Raw genomic sequence first — 16091 nt, 5'->3', positions numbered from 1 at the left:
CAGATTTCCGCCACTCTTGCCTAAGCCAGTCCTGCGTCCATCAGCCCCGCCTCTGCCATCAGTTTCGCGGTCTCTTCACGCAGCAGACGTTCGCGCCCCTCACCATCGATACGGACGCGGCCCACCTCCAGCAGCAGCGGCGCGGCCAGCGGGGTGATACGATCCAGATGGCGGTGGTTGATCCGACCTGCAACGCGCGCCACAAGATCGCGCAAACGGGCAAAGTCGATCAGCCCGCTCAGCGCCTCTTGTCGTGTGATCTGTAACAAGAGGTGATCCGGGTCATAACGTTGCAGCGTGTCGTACAGGATGTCGGAGGAAAAAGTCGCCTGTCGCCCTGATTTACGCTGGCCCTGAATGTTGCGCTGTATCAGCCCTGCGATGGTGGCAACAGTGCGGAAACTACGCTTCATCAGTGCGTTAGAGGATAGCCAGCCCTCCAGCCCGTCCTCCAACGTGGCCAGATCAAACAGCGGGGCAGGGTCGCGCAATGCTTCGAGCCCCCAGATCAGCGTCGCCTGATCCGTCGCCACAAAGCCCAAGGGGCCGAGCCCCATCTCTTCCATCCGGCGGGTGGCAAGGAGGCCGAGCGTCTGCTGCGCGTTGCGCCCTGCAAAGCCATAGATACAGGTGTGTGCAAGCCCATCATGGGGGAAACTTTCGATCAGCAGTGTATCGGGGCGGGGCAGTTCGGACATCTGTCGTTGCAGATGCAGCCAGTCGGCTGTGTGGGCGGGCAGGGTGGGCCAGTCCGGTTGGTTCAGCAGATGCAGGATGCGCTGGCTCAATTGGGTGGAGGTGGCGAACTTGCTGCCCATGAAGGTGGCGACTTTGGGTCTGCGCCCCTTGTCGCGGCTGACTTGCACCACCATTTCGCGCAAGATCTCATAGCGCACGATCTGCCCGCCGATCAGAAATGTATCACCGGGGCTGAGAGAGGCGGCAAATCCCTCCTCAATCTCCCCCAACGGTGTGCCATGACGCCCGCGCATTTTGACCTTTAGCCTGTCGGTGTCCTGAATGGTGCCGACGTTCTGGCGGATCACGGCTGCACTGCGGGGATCGCGCAGCTGCCAGCTGCCGTCGGGGCGCTGTTGTAACCGTTGCCATTTGTCATAGGCGCGCAGGGCATAGCCGCCGGTGGCGCAGAAGGTCAGGCAGTCGTCAAACGCCGCGCGGGCCAGATCGGCGTATGGCCCAGCCTGTGTGACCTCTGCATATAACGTGTCTGCCTCAAAGGGGCCGGAGCAGGCGCACAGCAGGATATGCTGGCACAGCACATCGCGCGGTCCAGAAGGGCGGGGATCACCGTCCAGATCGTTCTCCTGCACGGCCTCAAGCGCGGCGAGGCATTCGATCACCTCAAACCGGTTGGCGGGGACCAGTATGGCTTTGGACGGGGCGTTATAGCGGTGGTTGGCGCGGCCAATGCGCTGCACCAGCCGTTTCACAGCCTTCGGTGCGCCGATCTGGATCACCAGATCCACATCGCCCCAGTCGATCCCCAGATCCAGAGATCCGGTACAGACAACCGCGCGCAGGTCGCCTGCGACCATTGCCGCCTCTACCTTTTCGCGTTGCGCACGGTCAAGAGATCCGTGATGAATACCGATCGGCAGGGCATCGTCATTGGCCAGCCACAGATTGTGAAAGAAAATCTCAGCCTGCGCGCGAGTATTGTGGAAGATCAGTGTGGTTTTGTGGTGTTTCACCTGTTCCAGCACCGCAGGGATCGCATAGGCCGCACCGCTGCCCGCCCATGGCGGGGCCTCAGTCGTTTGCAACATGGTGATGTCCGGCGCAGGGCCGGGATCCGCGCGCACAATGGCGCAGCCTGTGGGGGCCAGATAGCGGGCAATTGCGCGGGGATCATCGACGGTGGCCGACAGCCCCACGCGGCGCAAATCAGGGCAGAGCGCCGTAAGGCGTGACAGCGCCAGCATCAGCTGATCGCCACGCTTACTTTCGGCGAGTGCGTGAATCTCATCCACGATAACACGTTGCAACCCTTGGAAAATACGCGGTGCATCCTCGTAGGACATGAGGAGCGCCAAGCTCTCTGGTGTGGTCAGCAGAATATGGGGCGGATCGGCCCGTTGACGCCGTTTGCGGCTGTTCGGGGTGTCGCCGGTGCGGTCCTCAATGCGGATCGGCAGGCCCATGCCCGCCACCGGTGTTTCCAGGTTGCGTTTGATGTCTGCGGCCAGCGCCTTCAGTGGGGAGATATAGAGGGTGTGCAACCCGTCGTACCCACCGTCCGCCAGTTCCGTCAATGTAGGCAGAAACCCCGCCATCGTTTTGCCCGCACCTGTGGGCGCGATCAGCAATTGCGCGGGCTCCGCACTGCGCGCCAGCATATCACGCTGATGCGGGTGCAGGGACCAACCCTGATCGGTGAACCAGGTGCTGATCTGTGCGGGCAGAGGTTGCTCTGGGATATGTGGGGGTAGGGCGGTCATGCCGCCCAAGCTAGGGCGGCGTGATCTGCTTGACCAGTGAGATGGCCGGTTACTTCACGATATCCTCGTCCTTGAGGAACATGTTTGCCCATGCACGATCGATAAGCTCTGGCGTCATTTGATAGGGGATCCCTTCAAAGTCGCAGATCGAGATCATCTGGTCGATCAGAAACACCGGCTGATAATTTGCATAAATGTTGTCAATGGAGGGATATTTGCGGTGCAGTAGGTGCACCAGTGCATCCTCTGCCAGCGGCATCCCCTTCTTCTTCGCCACAAGAGAGAAGATTTTGAGGAAGTTCTTCTGATCCGGTCCGTCGATCTTGATCTTGTAGAAGATCCGGCGCAGCGCCGCTTGGTCAAAGATCTTGTTGGGGTGGAAGTTGGTGGAAAACACCACCAGCGTGTCAAACGGGACCTCGAACTTCTCACCTGATTGCAGGGCCAGAATGTCCTTTGACTCTTCCAGCGGCACAATCCAGCGGTTGACCAGCGACTGCGGCGGTTCCTGCTGCCGGCCAAGGTCGTCAACGATGAAGATGCCGCCTGTTGCCTTCAGCTGCAGCGGCGCCTGATAGGTGCGGGCGGTAGCGTTGTAGGTCAGATCCAGCATATCCAGCGTCAATTCGCCACCAGTGATCACGGTGGGGCGGTCACAACGCACATAGCGGGTATCAAATCCCTTTTTGCGTCGTAGGGAGTTTGGATCCTGCGCCTCTGCCTCAGCCTTGGAATGCACGATGGGGTCATAAACAGTGATCACCTGACCGGCGTATTCGATAGCGAGGGGGACATAGATCTTATCCCCCATCGCGTCGCGAATACCGTTGGAGATCGAAGATTTCCCATTGCCCGGCGGGCCATACATCAGGATTGATCGGCCAGAACTGACAGCGGGGCCAAGGTTTGATAACAGGTCCTGTGGCAGCACCAGATGGCCCATCGCATCGGTCAGCTGTTTGCGAGTCAGTTGGATGTCACGGATTGACTGGCGTTTGATCTGCTGGCGGTAAACCTCCAGCGGCACGGGCATGGCACCGTAGTATTCGGATTGCGCCAGCGCGTCCTGCGTGCGCGATTTGCCGGCATCGGTCAGTTGAAACGCCATTTCATTACCCGCACCGGCATGCAAGGTGCCCATCGCTTCCATCAGTTTCTGTTCACGGCACAGATCAATCAGCTCCTGCACCACGTTGCGCGGCAGGCAGGTGGACTCTGCCATCTCTGTCAATGTGCTGAGGGATTTGCGGAAACATGTCTTTAGCAGGATGTCCCGCATCATAGTGATCGGCAGTTGCATATCGGCGAGTCCCGCCGGGGCAGGTGGGGGCGTAACGCGAGTGCGCGCCGGAACAGGTGTTTGCATGGTCATGGTTACAACGCCTTTGGCCAGAATCTGCGCGCAGATGATGCTGCGGCTTTGGGCAAAGGTGGCGGCAGATCATGGCAGAAAAAGGGTGAAACCTGTGCGCCTGCGGGGCATTTGCCCTGCTTTGCATTGTATGCGTTTTAGCTGCCGTAAATCGCGGCCAATGCCAGATATGCAGATAGGGTTGGGCCAAGGGCAAGGCCCATGGGGAAATCCTTCTTCCGCTCCCAGCTGGCCCAGTCAGGGGCGAGGGTGCGCAATGGTGTGGCACGGGCCAGACGGTGGGTGGCGACTGATCCCAACAGGATCAGCGCAAACAGCAGCACCACAAAGCGTATGTCCCCCAGCATCACATAAGGTGCAGCAGCGGCGGCGAACTTTGCGTCACCTGCCCCCAGCATGCCAAGGGCGTTCATCACAATGCCCACGCATAACACAATGGCCAGCTGCGCCAGTTGCCAGCCGTACTGGGGCAAGGGCATCAGGAACAGACCAGCTACGACAAAAACCCCGGCGAGTGCCAGTACAGCGTTGTTGCGGATCAGCATGTGTTTGAGGTCGCTCATTGCGACCCAAATGCACAGGGGCAGGGTGAGAATGAAAAACGTCAGCCCCGCTAGCTGCCCCTGCGCCAGACCTGACGCATCACCCCAGAGGAAGTACATCAGATTCGGCATCATGGTCAGCTTTCCAGCGCCCGAAGTGCGCGCACCGCTGCCTCAAAGTGTTGGGGATGGGTGTCGATTGCCTCGCGCAGCAGGCTTTCACCGGTGCGCACATCGCCCTGTTTGACCGCGCTTAGGCCCATGGTGTGCAACAGTTGGGCGCGTTCGATCTGGCTCATTGGGATGACGGGCAGCGAATAGTTACGTTGCGCGCCGCGGGCCAGAACGATGTTGTTTTTGGCGGTAAACAGCGACTGATCATTTTTGATCGCCTCTGCAAACAAACGTTCTGCGTCGGCATAATCGCCTCGGGTCAGTTTGGAATAGCCCCAGTTGTTCAACACGCCTGCGGGCCGGGTGGTCAGGCCAACGGCAGTCTCATAGAAACTGTCGGACTTCTGCCATTCCTTGTTGCTGTCCGCGACCATCGCTTCCAGTCGGTAGCGCTTGTAGGTTTCCACGGTGGGGGGCACGCTGTCCAGAACGCGGTCTGCTTCATCCCATTGACCGGATCGGATCATCGCATCGGCCATATCCACCGCGTCGTTCTGTGTCGCCCCCTCCATTGAGGTCACTTGCCGCCAGACCGCCACCGACTCGGTTGCGCGGGAGGCACGCACAAGGGATTGGGCCAGACCACGTTTCAGGTCGATCCGGCCGGGATTTTCCTGACTAGCGCGCTGGAAATAACGAACGGCCTCATCTGCATCTGCCACGGTCAGCATGATGTCAGAGAGGTTGTTTTCATCTACCGCGTTAATGGCAGATATCGCGCGGTCAACCTGATTGCCGCCGCGCAGTTCGTCACATGCGCTCAGCGAGAATAAGGCGAGTACCGAAACGGTGACGCGCAGGGGGGTAAAACGAATGAGGTGGCGCATGTGCCTGCGTCCTTCAACTGCTCTTGCCTGTTATGGTATCGCGCGGATCAGGTAATCGCTGCTGCCACGTCGTACCAATTTATAATCTTCTTCTTTTGGGGCATCATAGACCGCATTTTCCGTTTTTGCGAGGGCTTTGCGCAAATTGTCACGGATCGCGTCTGTGGCGCCATTGTCCAGGGCAAAGGCTTTGCGCAGGACCAGCTGGGCTTCGCCGATAGCGCCCTTTTCCAACAACAGTACGCCGAGGTTGTTCCACACCTCTGGGCTGGCTTCAGGCTTGGCCACCGCGCGGCGGAGCAAACGTTCGCCTTGCCCTAAACGCCCCAGCGCCAGATTGGCGCTGCCAAGGCCTGCCAGCACATCGACGTTCATCCCATGCACCAAGGCTGCGCGGGTATAGGCCTCGATCGCCAATTCGTATTCGCCGGCATCCATCAGGCGGCCGCCAACAACCAACCCATCAACCGCTTCGCCACGTCGATCAACGCCGGGGGCAAAAACCTGATCCTCGGACGGGCTGAAACCGCCTGCAGTGCAGGCGGTTAGGGTCAGGGCACATAGTCCCGTGACAAGCGAGGCGCGCACGCCGATAGGTCGTTTCATCTGCTCTGCTCTTTCAGGCTTTATTGGCCGAGCGCAGTAATCCCTACGACCGACGGTGCAACAAGAATGATCAGCAAGGGCGGCACCGTCAATGTCATTGTCGCCAATGTCATCTTGGTGGGCAGTTTGTTTGCCTTTTCTTCGGCCCGCATCACCCGCTTATCGCGCATTTCGCCCGCGTAAACCCGCAGCGCCTCGGCGATGGAGGTACCGAAGCTTTGCGATTGCACCAGAACGGTCACAAAGCTGGAGACGTCCTGTACACCGCAGCGTTCGGCCATTTCGTTCAGAACGTTGGCCTTGTCCATACCCGCCTTGATCTGCTGGCTGACAATCTCGAATTCATCGGCAAGGGCAGGATATGAACTGCGGATTTCACGACTGACGCGGATGATCGCCTGATCCATCGACTGACCGGCCTCTACGCAGACCAGCATCATATCGAGGGAATCAGGGAAACCTTGGACGATTTGTTCCTGACGCTCCTGCTGGCGTTTGGTGATCCAGTATTTCGGTGCCATGTAGCCCACACAGCCGGGGCCAAGGACCCACATCATCATCTGCGTTGCGGTGGCATCGGGGCCGGATTTCACCAAAAGGTAATAGATCAGTCCCACAGCCAAGAGGCCCAGCCCCAGCGCAAACTGGGCGAAGTGGAAGATCATCACCGCCTCTTTGCTACGATACCCCGCGCGCATCATTTTCTGACGCATTTCCGAAAATTCTTCGGCATCCTGCGGCTGTAGGAAGGTAGAAAACTTCTCCAGCTGTTTGGCGCTGCTGTTTTGGGGGCGCAACCCGCCCCCCGCTGAGGCCGCAGCGGCATCGGCGCGCACGGTCTGTTTCAGCTTGTCCAGCGGATCGGGTTTGGTGTTGATCAGGAAGGGCAAGGTGCCAAGGATCAGCGCGACCCCAAGGAAGCCGACAAGAAACAGAGGCCCCAGGCCGCCGCCGAAGATTGTGCTGAGGATGTCCATCTATAGCCCTCCTTAGACCTTGATATTTACAAGCATCCGCATGACGAACATGTTGGCGGCCAAAAACACGCCCACGGCCACACAGGCAGGGATGAACATGGCGTGGTCCATCACCTCGTCATAATAGTTGGGTTCCAAAAGGTTGATGCCCACCAGTGCCATCAGGGGGAAACCGGACAGAAACTTGCCCGACCACTGCGCTTCGGCGGTGATCGCTTTCACCCGACGGAACAGGCGGAAACGGGCGCGGATCACCTTGGCCAGACCATCTAGGATCTCTGCCAGGTTGCCGCCCGATTGCTGCTGGATCGTCACTGCCACCGCAAGGAAACGCAGATCCTGCATGTCCAGACGGTCGGCCATTTCCTGCAACGCCTCGCCCACGTCACGGCCATATTGTGCCTCATCTGCGATCATGCCGAATTCACTGGCAAGGGGATCGTCAATTTCACGGCTGACAATCTGGATCGCAGAGTTGAACGGGTGACCAACGCGCAGCGAACGTACCATCAGTTCGATGCCGTCTGGCAGCTGCTCTTCGATCATCGACATGCGTTTTTTGGCCTTCATCGACACCCAGATAAAGATGCCACCAACGCCCATCGCCACCGAAATGCCGGCGCGCACCACCAGATCGGTCGCTGTACCAACGGTCAAGGCCACAAAGGCCATGACCGAAAGCGCGCCCATCATACCAATGAGCTGCATTGGGGAAAACGCAAGTGCCGCCTTCTGCGCCTTGGACGCCAGCAGCGAATACACGGGGAAGTTGGTCCACTGCATATGCTGGGACATTTCCTTGCGCAGGGTGTCCATCACCTCGGATCGGTGTTTGCCCTGTTCCATCATGTCCAGGCGGCGGTTCACCTTGCTGTTGAGGCTGATGGATTTGCCGAACATCGTCAGGTAGATGCCTTCGACAATTACCAGAACACCAATGAAGACAAGGCCATAGATGACAACTTCGATGGGGACAGACATGTTGATTACTCCGCCGCCATAGGTTCAAAGATCTCCGCCGGCAGGTCATAGCCCCAAAGGCGGAACCGTTCAGAGAAGTGGCTGCGCACACCTGTTGCAGTGAAATGGCCCATGATCTTGTTATCCGGCGTCAGTCCCACACGCTGGAAGCGGAACACCTCCTGCATCGAGATCACGTCGCCCTCCATACCAGTGATTTCAGTGATCGAGGTCATCCGGCGCGATCCGTCCTGAAGACGCGAGGCTTGCACAATCAGGTTCACCGCCGATGAAATCTGCGTGCGCACTGCTTTCAGCGGCATTTCGATCCCTGCCATCGCGATCATGTTTTCCAGACGGCTGATGCCATCGCGGGGGTTGTTGGCGTGGATTGTGGTCATGGACCCATCGTGGCCCGTGTTCATCGCCTGCAGCATGTCGATCACCTCTTCGCCGCGGGTTTCCCCCACGATGATGCGGTCTGGACGCATCCGCAGGGCGTTTTTCAGACAGTCGCGGGGGGATACTTCCCCCTTGCCTTCGACGTTGGGGGGGCGGCTTTCCATGCGGCCAACGTGGATCTGTTGCAGCTGCAGTTCGGCGGTATCCTCAATCGTCAGGATCCGTTCAGAGTTGTCGATGAAGCTGGACAGCGCGTTGAGCGTGGTCGTTTTTCCGGACCCTGTACCGCCTGAAACGATGATGTTGAGGCGGGTCGCCACAGCGGCCTGCAGATAGGCGGCCATCTCTTCAGAAAAGGCGCCGAAGCCGACCAGATCATCAATGCCCAGCTTGTCCTTTTTGAACTTACGGATCGACACCAGCGAACCGTCGATCGCAATCGGGCCAACCATAGCGTTGAAACGCGACCCATCGGCCAGACGGGCGTCCACATAGGGATTTGATTCATCAACCCGACGACCAACAGCGGAAACGATCTTGTCGATGATCCGCAAGAGGTGCTTTTCGTCCTTGAACGACACTTCGCTCAGTCCCAGCTTACCGTTGCGTTCGATAAAGATCCGCTTGGGCCCATTGATCAGGATATCGCTGATGCTTTCATCTTTCAGCAATGGCTCCAGCGGGCCAAGGCCTGTGACCTCATCATAAAGTTCCTGAAAAACGATCTGACGATCATCGCGGTTCAGCACGATGGATTGTTCAGACAGTGCTTCATTGCTGATCGCGTTAATTTCGGCCCGCAGATCCTGTTCGCTGGCGGTTTCCAGCGCGGAAAGGTTCAGGTTGTCCAAGAGCGTGTGGTGCAGGTCCAGTTTGATGTCGTTCAAACGGTCCTTGCGCTTGCGCTCTTTGTCCATCGGCGTGACCTGCGCGGCCACCTTGGTGGGGCGGCGCATTGGGCTTTGAGGGGCGGTGGTCGCAGCAGGGGGGGCTGCAGGGGCAGCGGCTTTTGCGTCTGTTTTTGGCAGCTCGACGACTTTGGCCGATGCGGGTTTGCCGGTCTTTTTGTATTTAGAAAACATCGCAGTCCCCCTTTTCTTACGTCTTCGCTAGGGCGGGCGGCTTAGTTGCCGTCCGCCTGTTTCAGTTTGTGCAGCGAGGCTGCCAGTTTGACGATTTCCTTGCGCAGCGGATTTTTCGCCGCGGACTGCGCCAGAGGGGTGCCGTGATCGCCTGATTGCACGATTTGCTTGCCACCATCGGGCAGTTGGACCTCGATCTTGATGTCCAGACTGTCCGCCAGACGCTTGACCCGTGATTTGCCGCTGAGGTCGGTGAATTTGGGGGCCCGGTTCAGGACAAAACGCAGCTTGTCAAAGGGCAGCCCTTCGCCCTGCAAAGCCCGTTTCAGGCGCAGGGTGTTCTGGGCAGACCGCATGTCCATTTCGATCGTGGCGAAATAGATATGGGCGGCTTGCAGAACGGTTTCGGTCCACTGCACCAGCGTTTTGGGCAGGTCGATGATCACATAGTCATAATGCTTGCGCGCCATGTCGATCAGACGCTGGATGTCTTCGGGTTCGGCCAGATCCAGCGGCAGCACGTCGGCAGGTGCCGTCAGCACGTCGATCTTGCTGTCAAAGGGCGTCAGGGCCTGTGCGAACATATCGGCATCCATCGCCTCGGTATCGCTGAGCATCTCATAGACGGCTTCGCGGCGCGGCAGATCCAGATAGGTCGAGACAGAGCCAAACTGCAAATCCAGATCCAGAATGCAGACACGCGGCGGGGTTTCTTTCTTCTTGGCAATAGTGGCCAGTTCCCAGCCGAGGTTCACGGCCAATGTCGTCGCACCGGTGCCACCGGCCAGACCCTGCACCGCAATCACCACGCCCTCATGGTCGCCGCTGGATTTTTGTACAGCGGGCGCAGGAACGGGTGCGGGCGCGGCGGGCGCGGCCTCCGCAGGCGCATCAGCCGGAGGTTCTGCGGGCGCATCGGCCGCGATTTCAGGCGCAGCCTCTTCAGCAGGGGCTTCGGCCTCAACGGATTCTTCATAGGTTTCCAGCACGATAGGGTCCGGTGCGCGGACACGTTCGACCGCGGCCAGCAGCTCACCTTCGGGCAGGGGATAGGGAACAAATTCATCGGCGCCCTGACGCAGCAATTGATGCAGCGCACCCGGCGTCACCTCATGGGTGATCAGGATCACCTTGATCATCCGCTCCTTGGCGGCGGCGATGATATCACCCAGCGCGATCAGATTCTGTTCGTCGTCGTGATCAACCGCAATGGCAACAAATTCCAGCGCAGTGGCGTCGGGTTGTTGGAAATAAGGAATGGCATCATCGACACCCAGATCACCCCAGGCTTCGCCCATGATGTCTTCCATGTCGTCGATCAACAGTTCAAAGTTCTGCACATCACGGCTGATGGTACAGGCGAGGATCGGTGGAACCTCTGCTTCGGTATAGTCGTTACTCGTCATAGCCTCATGTCCTACATTTACAATGCAACGGGGCGGTTGCCTTGATGGCGTTATGATCCCGTCCTGTTGCAACCCGTCCGGCATAGCCGAACACACTGCTCCCAGTAGGGCTAAGATCACGCTCAATGTGGGCGGAATTGGGGCTAAAAAAACGTATTTGTGCGGAATTGTTTGGGGCAGTTCAGGGGCAATTGCGGCAGGCCTTAGGGGCGGGCGCGCGGCATTTTGGGGGGCTAAAATGCAAACGGGGGGCTGTTAAAACAGCCCCCCGTCTAAAATTCAGTGCCTATCCGGCGATCAGTTCGCAGCAGCGATGCCGGTTTCCAGACCCGTCAGCGTTGTCGGAACCTCGGCGCTGGCGACATAATCGCGGAACACAATCTGCGTGTATTTGCCATCCAGAACCAGTGGCGCATCCTGCACAAAGCCCGACACTTCGGTCACCGTGCGGCGATTGCGACGTTCGGCCGATTCCGTCACGATCAGGGGACGGGATTCGCCATGGCTGACCACGGCCTTCAGGCGCTTGCGGCTGACGCCGTGGCGCACCAGATAGTTCACCACCGCATTGGCGCGGCGTTTGCCAAGAGAGCGATTGTAGCTGTCAGATCCCACCGCATCTGCATGGCCGAAGACGGTAAAGCGCACCTCAGGGAACTGACGGATCCAACGCGCCTGTACATTCAGCACCTCAGCCGCTTCTGCGTCGATCTGGGCCGAGTTGAAGGCGAAGTTCACTGTGCCCGGAACCTCTTGGGCGAACCGTTTGGCCAAATCGATGACAAAGGGCCGTTCGCCATTCTGAGCCAGCGTGTTGTGCATCGTTGCATTGCCGAAATCACCGCCCGAGACCAGCGCCCCCGCTTCGCCCGTCAGGCTGGAGTAGCTGTTGGTGGTGCAGGCCGAAAGTGCCAGTGCCGAACACAGGGTCAGGGCAAGGCCGCGCGACAGAAAACGGGCAGGGGAGTGCAGGTTGAAAGTCATCTGATCACTCCATCACATAGCCATAGGAGCCGTTGAAATCCTGACGGGCCACTTCACCTGCCGCACCTTTCAGTTTGCGCGACTTGTCGGTGGCGACGTTGCCGAACAGGAACAGATCCGATTCGGACGGTGGTTTGATCCGGTCGGTGGGCAGGGCCAGCGCCTCGCCACGGGTGGGGGTCACCAGATGGGCCGACACAATCACCACCAGTTCTGACTGCTGGCGCTGGTATTCAGCACTGCGGAACAGCGCGCCCAGAACAGGGATGTCGCCCAGCCACGGGATCTGTCCGTTGCTGTCGATGAATTCGTCCTGCAATAGGCCCGCGATGGCAAAGCTTTGCCCGTCGCGCAGTTCTACCGTGGTCGATGTTTCGCGGCGACGGAAGGCGTCGATGGTGAAGGCTTCGGTGCGGAAACCGTTGGTGGGGTCGATCGCCGACACTGCAGCGTTCATTTCCAGATTGACCAGATCGCCGTCCACAACGCGCGGAACGAAATCCAGTTCAACACCGAAGGGTTTGAATTCTACTGTGATTCGGCCATCTTCCTGACTGATCGGTACGGGATATTCGCCACCGGCAAGGAATTTCGCCTCCTGGCCCGAGAGCGCCACAAGGTTGGGTTCCGCCAGGGTGCGTACAACGCCTTTGTTTTCCAGCGCCTCGATCAGCAGGCCAACCTCAACAGACCCGACGCCAAACCCGAACAGCAATGCGCCGATGTTTTCGTTCACCGCCGGCACTGTGCCGCTCAACGAACTGGCAACGCTGCTAGAGGTGTTGGTGGTGCCGGTGCCGCCATTGATGGTGGTGCCGCTTTCGATCCCGTTCAGTGACAGGGACGAGCTGAGCGATTTGCGCACACTGCGCTGCATTTCGGCAAAGCGTACTTTCAGCATGACCTGCTGCACGCCACCGACATTCATCAGGTTTGACACCCGTTCCGGCGCATAGCGTTCCGCCAGATCCAGCGCCCGCTGCAGCCGCTGGGCGGAGGACACAGTGCCTGACAGTACGATGCCGTCATTGGCAGAGCGTACTTCGATTTTTTCGCCGGGAAGGATTTGACGCAGACGTTCTTTGAATTCCGTCAGGTCTGCCGCCACCACCACGTCCACGTTGGTGATCAGACTGCCGGTCGCGTCCAACAGGGTCAGCGTCGTGGTGCCGGGCGCTTTGCCCAGAACGTAGATCGAGCGATCCGATAGGGAAGAGATGTCTGCGATTGCCGGATTGGCAATCGACAGTTCAGCGAAAGGTGTTTCGCTTTCCACCACAACCGCACGGTTCATCGGCACGTTCAGTGACGACGAGGTGTTGCTTTTCACGACCTTCAAGGTCTGTGCATTCACGATCTCTGGCATCAGGCTGCCCGCCGTCGCCAAAGCAAAACCGAAACAAGCGGCTTTGAAAATAGTCCGATATGTCATGTGACCTGCCTTTTGGATCACGCCTCAGATCCGGGTCTGTTGCCCGCTTAATTGCGGCTACCCTGCGCGAATTTCCGCAAATATGCAAGAATCAATGAAAATGCCTGACTTTCGTAGGGAGCAAGCTGGGCAATTCATCTGCGTTCTGCGGCGGAAATGCAACGGGCGCCCCCTGTGAGGCGCCCATTTTTATCTGACAGGGCGGTTTGCCCTAAGATCAAGTTGCGCGGACCTTAGTCGTTGCAGGGGATCTCGATCGCCACCACCTCGGCGCCGCGACGGGTGCGGATGGTGCAGATCTCAGGGCGCACTTCGGCCTGAACTACGGGGGCGGGTGCGTCGACGATGCCCAGAAGGTCACGCTGGTCCACCTCGATCTGCTCGGCCACGGTGTCATCACGGGCACCCACCAGAGACAGCGACAGACGCCCGGTCGATTGCGCCTGAGCCAGTGCAGCAACCTGCGCAGGGGAGGCAGCAACAGTGACGGTGCGGGCGATGGTCGCCTCGGTCTCGTCATCGTTGGTGGTCTGGTCGACAGCAATCAGCGGAACCGAGCTTTCGATCAGCTTGGTAAAGCCGCCACGGCCAGTGGAGTCCAGATTGGCCGCACCGGTCCAGTAAACATCGACACGGTCGCCCGGACGCAGGAAGCCAGAAACGCCAGAGGTCACATCAACCTTGATCGCAAAGGCGCGCTGACCACGTTCCAGACGCGATGTCAGACCAGCGTCTTGACCCGGTTTGGTCACTTTGAGCGACAACACCGGTTCGTTCACCTCAATCTGACGCAACACCACACGGCGTAGGCTGGGATCATTGGGGTTGGGGAACAGTTTTGCGGTTTCGGTAAAGAAGCCTTCGGGCAGGGCGTCCTTGGGCCATTTGATCTGGCGGACATCCTTTTCACCCAGCGCCTCGCCGTATTTCAACTGACGGGTGGCGACGTAGACGTCGACCGTAGGCATTTCGACCACTTTGTTTGATGTGGCGCGGGCTTTGGCCAATTCGGTCTGATAGCCTGCGATATAAGTCTGGACCATGTATGCGGCAAACCCGGCCAGGCCGAGGCCAACAACAAGGACCAATCCAAAGACGGCTCGCATGGGATTTCCTTTCATGGTTAATAAGTGTGCAAGTGTGTTAGCCCCGCTTCAAACGGGGCTGTTGTGTTTAATTTGTGTTCGCGGCTGCTGTCATGGCCTGAGCGAGGTTTTGGTTTGATGTCGCCGCAGCACCTGTTGTGCCGTCCGAGAAAACGGTGACAACACCGATCCCAAGGCCGATCACAGCAGCGGTCAGAACCACCCAGTCGACAGTCACAGCACCGGACATGTCGCGTTTGAAAAACGCCAGTTTGGATTTGATGAACTTCTGCATTCTAAAAACTCCGATTAAATTCCAGCTTGAGGTTGGATCGCGCCGGATGGGGTCATACAAACGCACGAGGTACCAAAGAAACTGTTTTACACAACGGAGCCGCCCCGGCAGGGCGGCTCCGGAAAACTTTGGTGCTGGTCGGTCTTGCCGCCAGCAGGTGGTCTTAGTTGACGCCTTCGGCCGCGGTCGAGGTGGCCGCCAGATCGGTCACCAGCGAAGTGGCTGCAGTGTCGATGCCGTTGGAAACGGTGGTTACGGCGGCGATGCCCAGACCAACGATGGCTGCGGTCAGAACAACCCAGTCTACAGTTACGGCGCCGTCTTCGTCTTTGCGGAAGTTTTTGATGAACTTGATCATGGTGTCTCTCCAGAAAATGTGTGTGCCTTGGCCTTACGTGTCGAAGCGGTCTCTCACTTCCGCCTCTGTGCCTTGGCTAAGGATGTTATCGACCCAGATTGGGGCGCGAATGGGGCGCGTTTCGGGTCAGTTCAGGGTATGTTCGCGGTTGTTTTATGAAATTGGCGATATTTGCATTTTTGTTTGATGGTTGGCGCGCTGCGCTGACGCGCCCTGCAGAATCGCAAAGGCCCCCTCACATCTGTGAGGAGGCCTACGTCTCAGTGTGCTAAGCGCTTAGGGCTTAGTTGACACCTTCAGCAGCGGTCGAGGTGGCCGCCAGATCGGTGACCAGCGAAGTGGCTGCAGTGTCGATGCCGTTGGAAACGGTGGTTACGGCGGCGATGCCCAGACCAACGATGGCTGCGGTCAGAACAACCCAGTCTACAGTTACGGCGCCGTCTTCGTCTTTGCGGAAGTTTTTGATGAACTTGATCATGGTGTCTCTCCAAATAAAGGTTTGTGTTTGCCTTGGCGGCTTAAGGTCGAAGCGGTCTCTCACCTCCGCCTCGTTGCCTTGGCTGACACTGTTTTCGCCGCGGAATGGGGCGCGAATAGGGCGCGTTTCGGGTCAGTTATGGGTATGTTCGCGGTGGTTTTATGGAAGCCGGTTAATGCAGAATTTTTCGATTAACTATTTGTTAATGATCGCAGAAATGATTCTGCAGCCTACGTGCAGAATCGCAAAGGCCCCCTCACATCTGTGAGGAGGCCCATGTCTCAGTGTGCTAAGCGCTTAGGGCTTAGTTGACACCTTCAGCAGCGGTCGAGGTGGCCGCCAGATCGGTGACCAGCGAGGTGGCTGCAGTGTCGATGCCGTTGGAAACGGTGGTGACGGCTGCGATACCCAGGCCAACGATGGCTGCGGTCAGAACAACCCAGTCTACAGTTACGGCGCCGTCTTCGTCTTTGCGGAAGTTTTTGATGAACTTGATCATGGTGTCTCTCCAAATAAAGGTTTGTGTTTGCCTTGGCGGCTTAAGGTCGAAGCGGTCTCTCACCTCCGCCTCGTTGCCTTGGCTGACACTGTTTTCGCCGCGGAATGGGGCGCGAATAGGGCGTGAATCGTGCAACTTCGGAGCAATTGAACT

Annotated in this window: 16 protein-coding genes; all 16 read right to left on the bottom strand. The window is 58.4% G+C overall.

The features are described from left to right. Positions 1–20: 20 nt before the first annotated feature. Positions 21–2459 (bottom strand): ligase-associated DNA damage response DEXH box helicase, encoded by a 2439-nt coding sequence (locus MHM86_RS06560; protein WP_239197218.1) that lies wholly within the window; start codon positions 2457–2459, stop codon positions 21–23. A 49-nt stretch (positions 2460–2508) separates the two neighbouring features. After that, positions 2509–3831, bottom strand: coding sequence for an ATPase (locus tag MHM86_RS06555; RefSeq protein ID WP_239197216.1), 1323 nt, complete (start codon positions 3829–3831; stop codon positions 2509–2511). Positions 3832–3968: 137 nt separating this feature from the next. After that, positions 3969–4508: a prepilin peptidase gene (locus tag MHM86_RS06550; protein ID WP_239197214.1), complete on the bottom strand. Its 540-nt coding sequence runs from the start codon at positions 4506–4508 to the stop codon at positions 3969–3971. A 2-nt stretch (positions 4509–4510) separates the two neighbouring features. Continuing rightward, positions 4511–5374: a lipopolysaccharide assembly protein LapB gene (locus tag MHM86_RS06545; protein WP_239197212.1), complete on the bottom strand. Its 864-nt coding sequence runs from the start codon at positions 5372–5374 to the stop codon at positions 4511–4513. Between the two features lie 30 nt (positions 5375–5404). Next, on the bottom strand, positions 5405–5980 hold the full coding sequence (locus MHM86_RS06540) for a tetratricopeptide repeat protein (RefSeq protein WP_239197210.1): 576 nt from the start codon (positions 5978–5980) through the stop codon (positions 5405–5407). 20 nt (positions 5981–6000) lie between these two features. Then, the gene (locus tag MHM86_RS06535) at positions 6001–6957 is read right to left on the bottom strand and encodes a type II secretion system F family protein (RefSeq protein ID WP_239197208.1); all 957 of its coding nucleotides are present in this window, start codon (positions 6955–6957) and stop codon (positions 6001–6003) included. A 12-nt stretch (positions 6958–6969) separates the two neighbouring features. Continuing rightward, positions 6970–7938, bottom strand: coding sequence for a type II secretion system F family protein (locus MHM86_RS06530; protein ID WP_239197206.1), 969 nt, complete (start codon positions 7936–7938; stop codon positions 6970–6972). Positions 7939–7943: 5 nt separating this feature from the next. Further along, positions 7944–9401 (bottom strand): CpaF family protein, encoded by a 1458-nt coding sequence (locus MHM86_RS06525; RefSeq protein WP_239197204.1) that lies wholly within the window; start codon positions 9399–9401, stop codon positions 7944–7946. A 41-nt stretch (positions 9402–9442) separates the two neighbouring features. After that, entirely contained in the window at positions 9443–10807 is a 1365-nt protein-coding gene (locus MHM86_RS06520) for an AAA family ATPase (protein WP_239197202.1), read from the bottom strand. A 297-nt stretch (positions 10808–11104) separates the two neighbouring features. Continuing rightward, positions 11105–11791: an OmpA family protein gene (locus tag MHM86_RS06515; protein ID WP_239197200.1), complete on the bottom strand. Its 687-nt coding sequence runs from the start codon at positions 11789–11791 to the stop codon at positions 11105–11107. A gap of 4 nt (positions 11792–11795) precedes the next feature. Then, entirely contained in the window at positions 11796–13223 is a 1428-nt protein-coding gene (locus tag MHM86_RS06510) for a type II and III secretion system protein family protein (RefSeq protein WP_370644073.1), read from the bottom strand. A 233-nt stretch (positions 13224–13456) separates the two neighbouring features. Beyond that, entirely contained in the window at positions 13457–14329 is an 873-nt protein-coding gene (gene cpaB / locus MHM86_RS06505; protein WP_239197198.1) for a Flp pilus assembly protein CpaB, read from the bottom strand. Positions 14330–14396: 67 nt separating this feature from the next. Beyond that, positions 14397–14603 carry a pilus assembly protein gene (locus tag MHM86_RS06500; RefSeq protein ID WP_239197196.1) on the bottom strand — a complete coding sequence of 69 codons (207 nt, stop codon included), beginning with the start codon at positions 14601–14603 and terminating at the stop codon, positions 14397–14399. Positions 14604–14766: 163 nt separating this feature from the next. Continuing rightward, positions 14767–14961 carry a Flp family type IVb pilin gene (locus tag MHM86_RS06495; RefSeq protein WP_239197194.1) on the bottom strand — a complete coding sequence of 65 codons (195 nt, stop codon included), beginning with the start codon at positions 14959–14961 and terminating at the stop codon, positions 14767–14769. Positions 14962–15244: 283 nt separating this feature from the next. Then, positions 15245–15439 carry a Flp family type IVb pilin gene (locus MHM86_RS06490; RefSeq protein WP_239197194.1) on the bottom strand — a complete coding sequence of 65 codons (195 nt, stop codon included), beginning with the start codon at positions 15437–15439 and terminating at the stop codon, positions 15245–15247. A gap of 304 nt (positions 15440–15743) precedes the next feature. After that, positions 15744–15938 carry a Flp family type IVb pilin gene (locus MHM86_RS06485; RefSeq protein ID WP_239197194.1) on the bottom strand — a complete coding sequence of 65 codons (195 nt, stop codon included), beginning with the start codon at positions 15936–15938 and terminating at the stop codon, positions 15744–15746. Positions 15939–16091: the final 153 nt, after the last annotated feature.

The sequence above is a fragment of the Thalassobius sp. Cn5-15 genome, from assembly GCF_022347685.1.
Taxonomy (GTDB): Bacteria; Pseudomonadota; Alphaproteobacteria; order Rhodobacterales; family Rhodobacteraceae; genus Thalassobius.
This window is presented reverse-complemented; position numbering and strand designations above follow the sequence as displayed.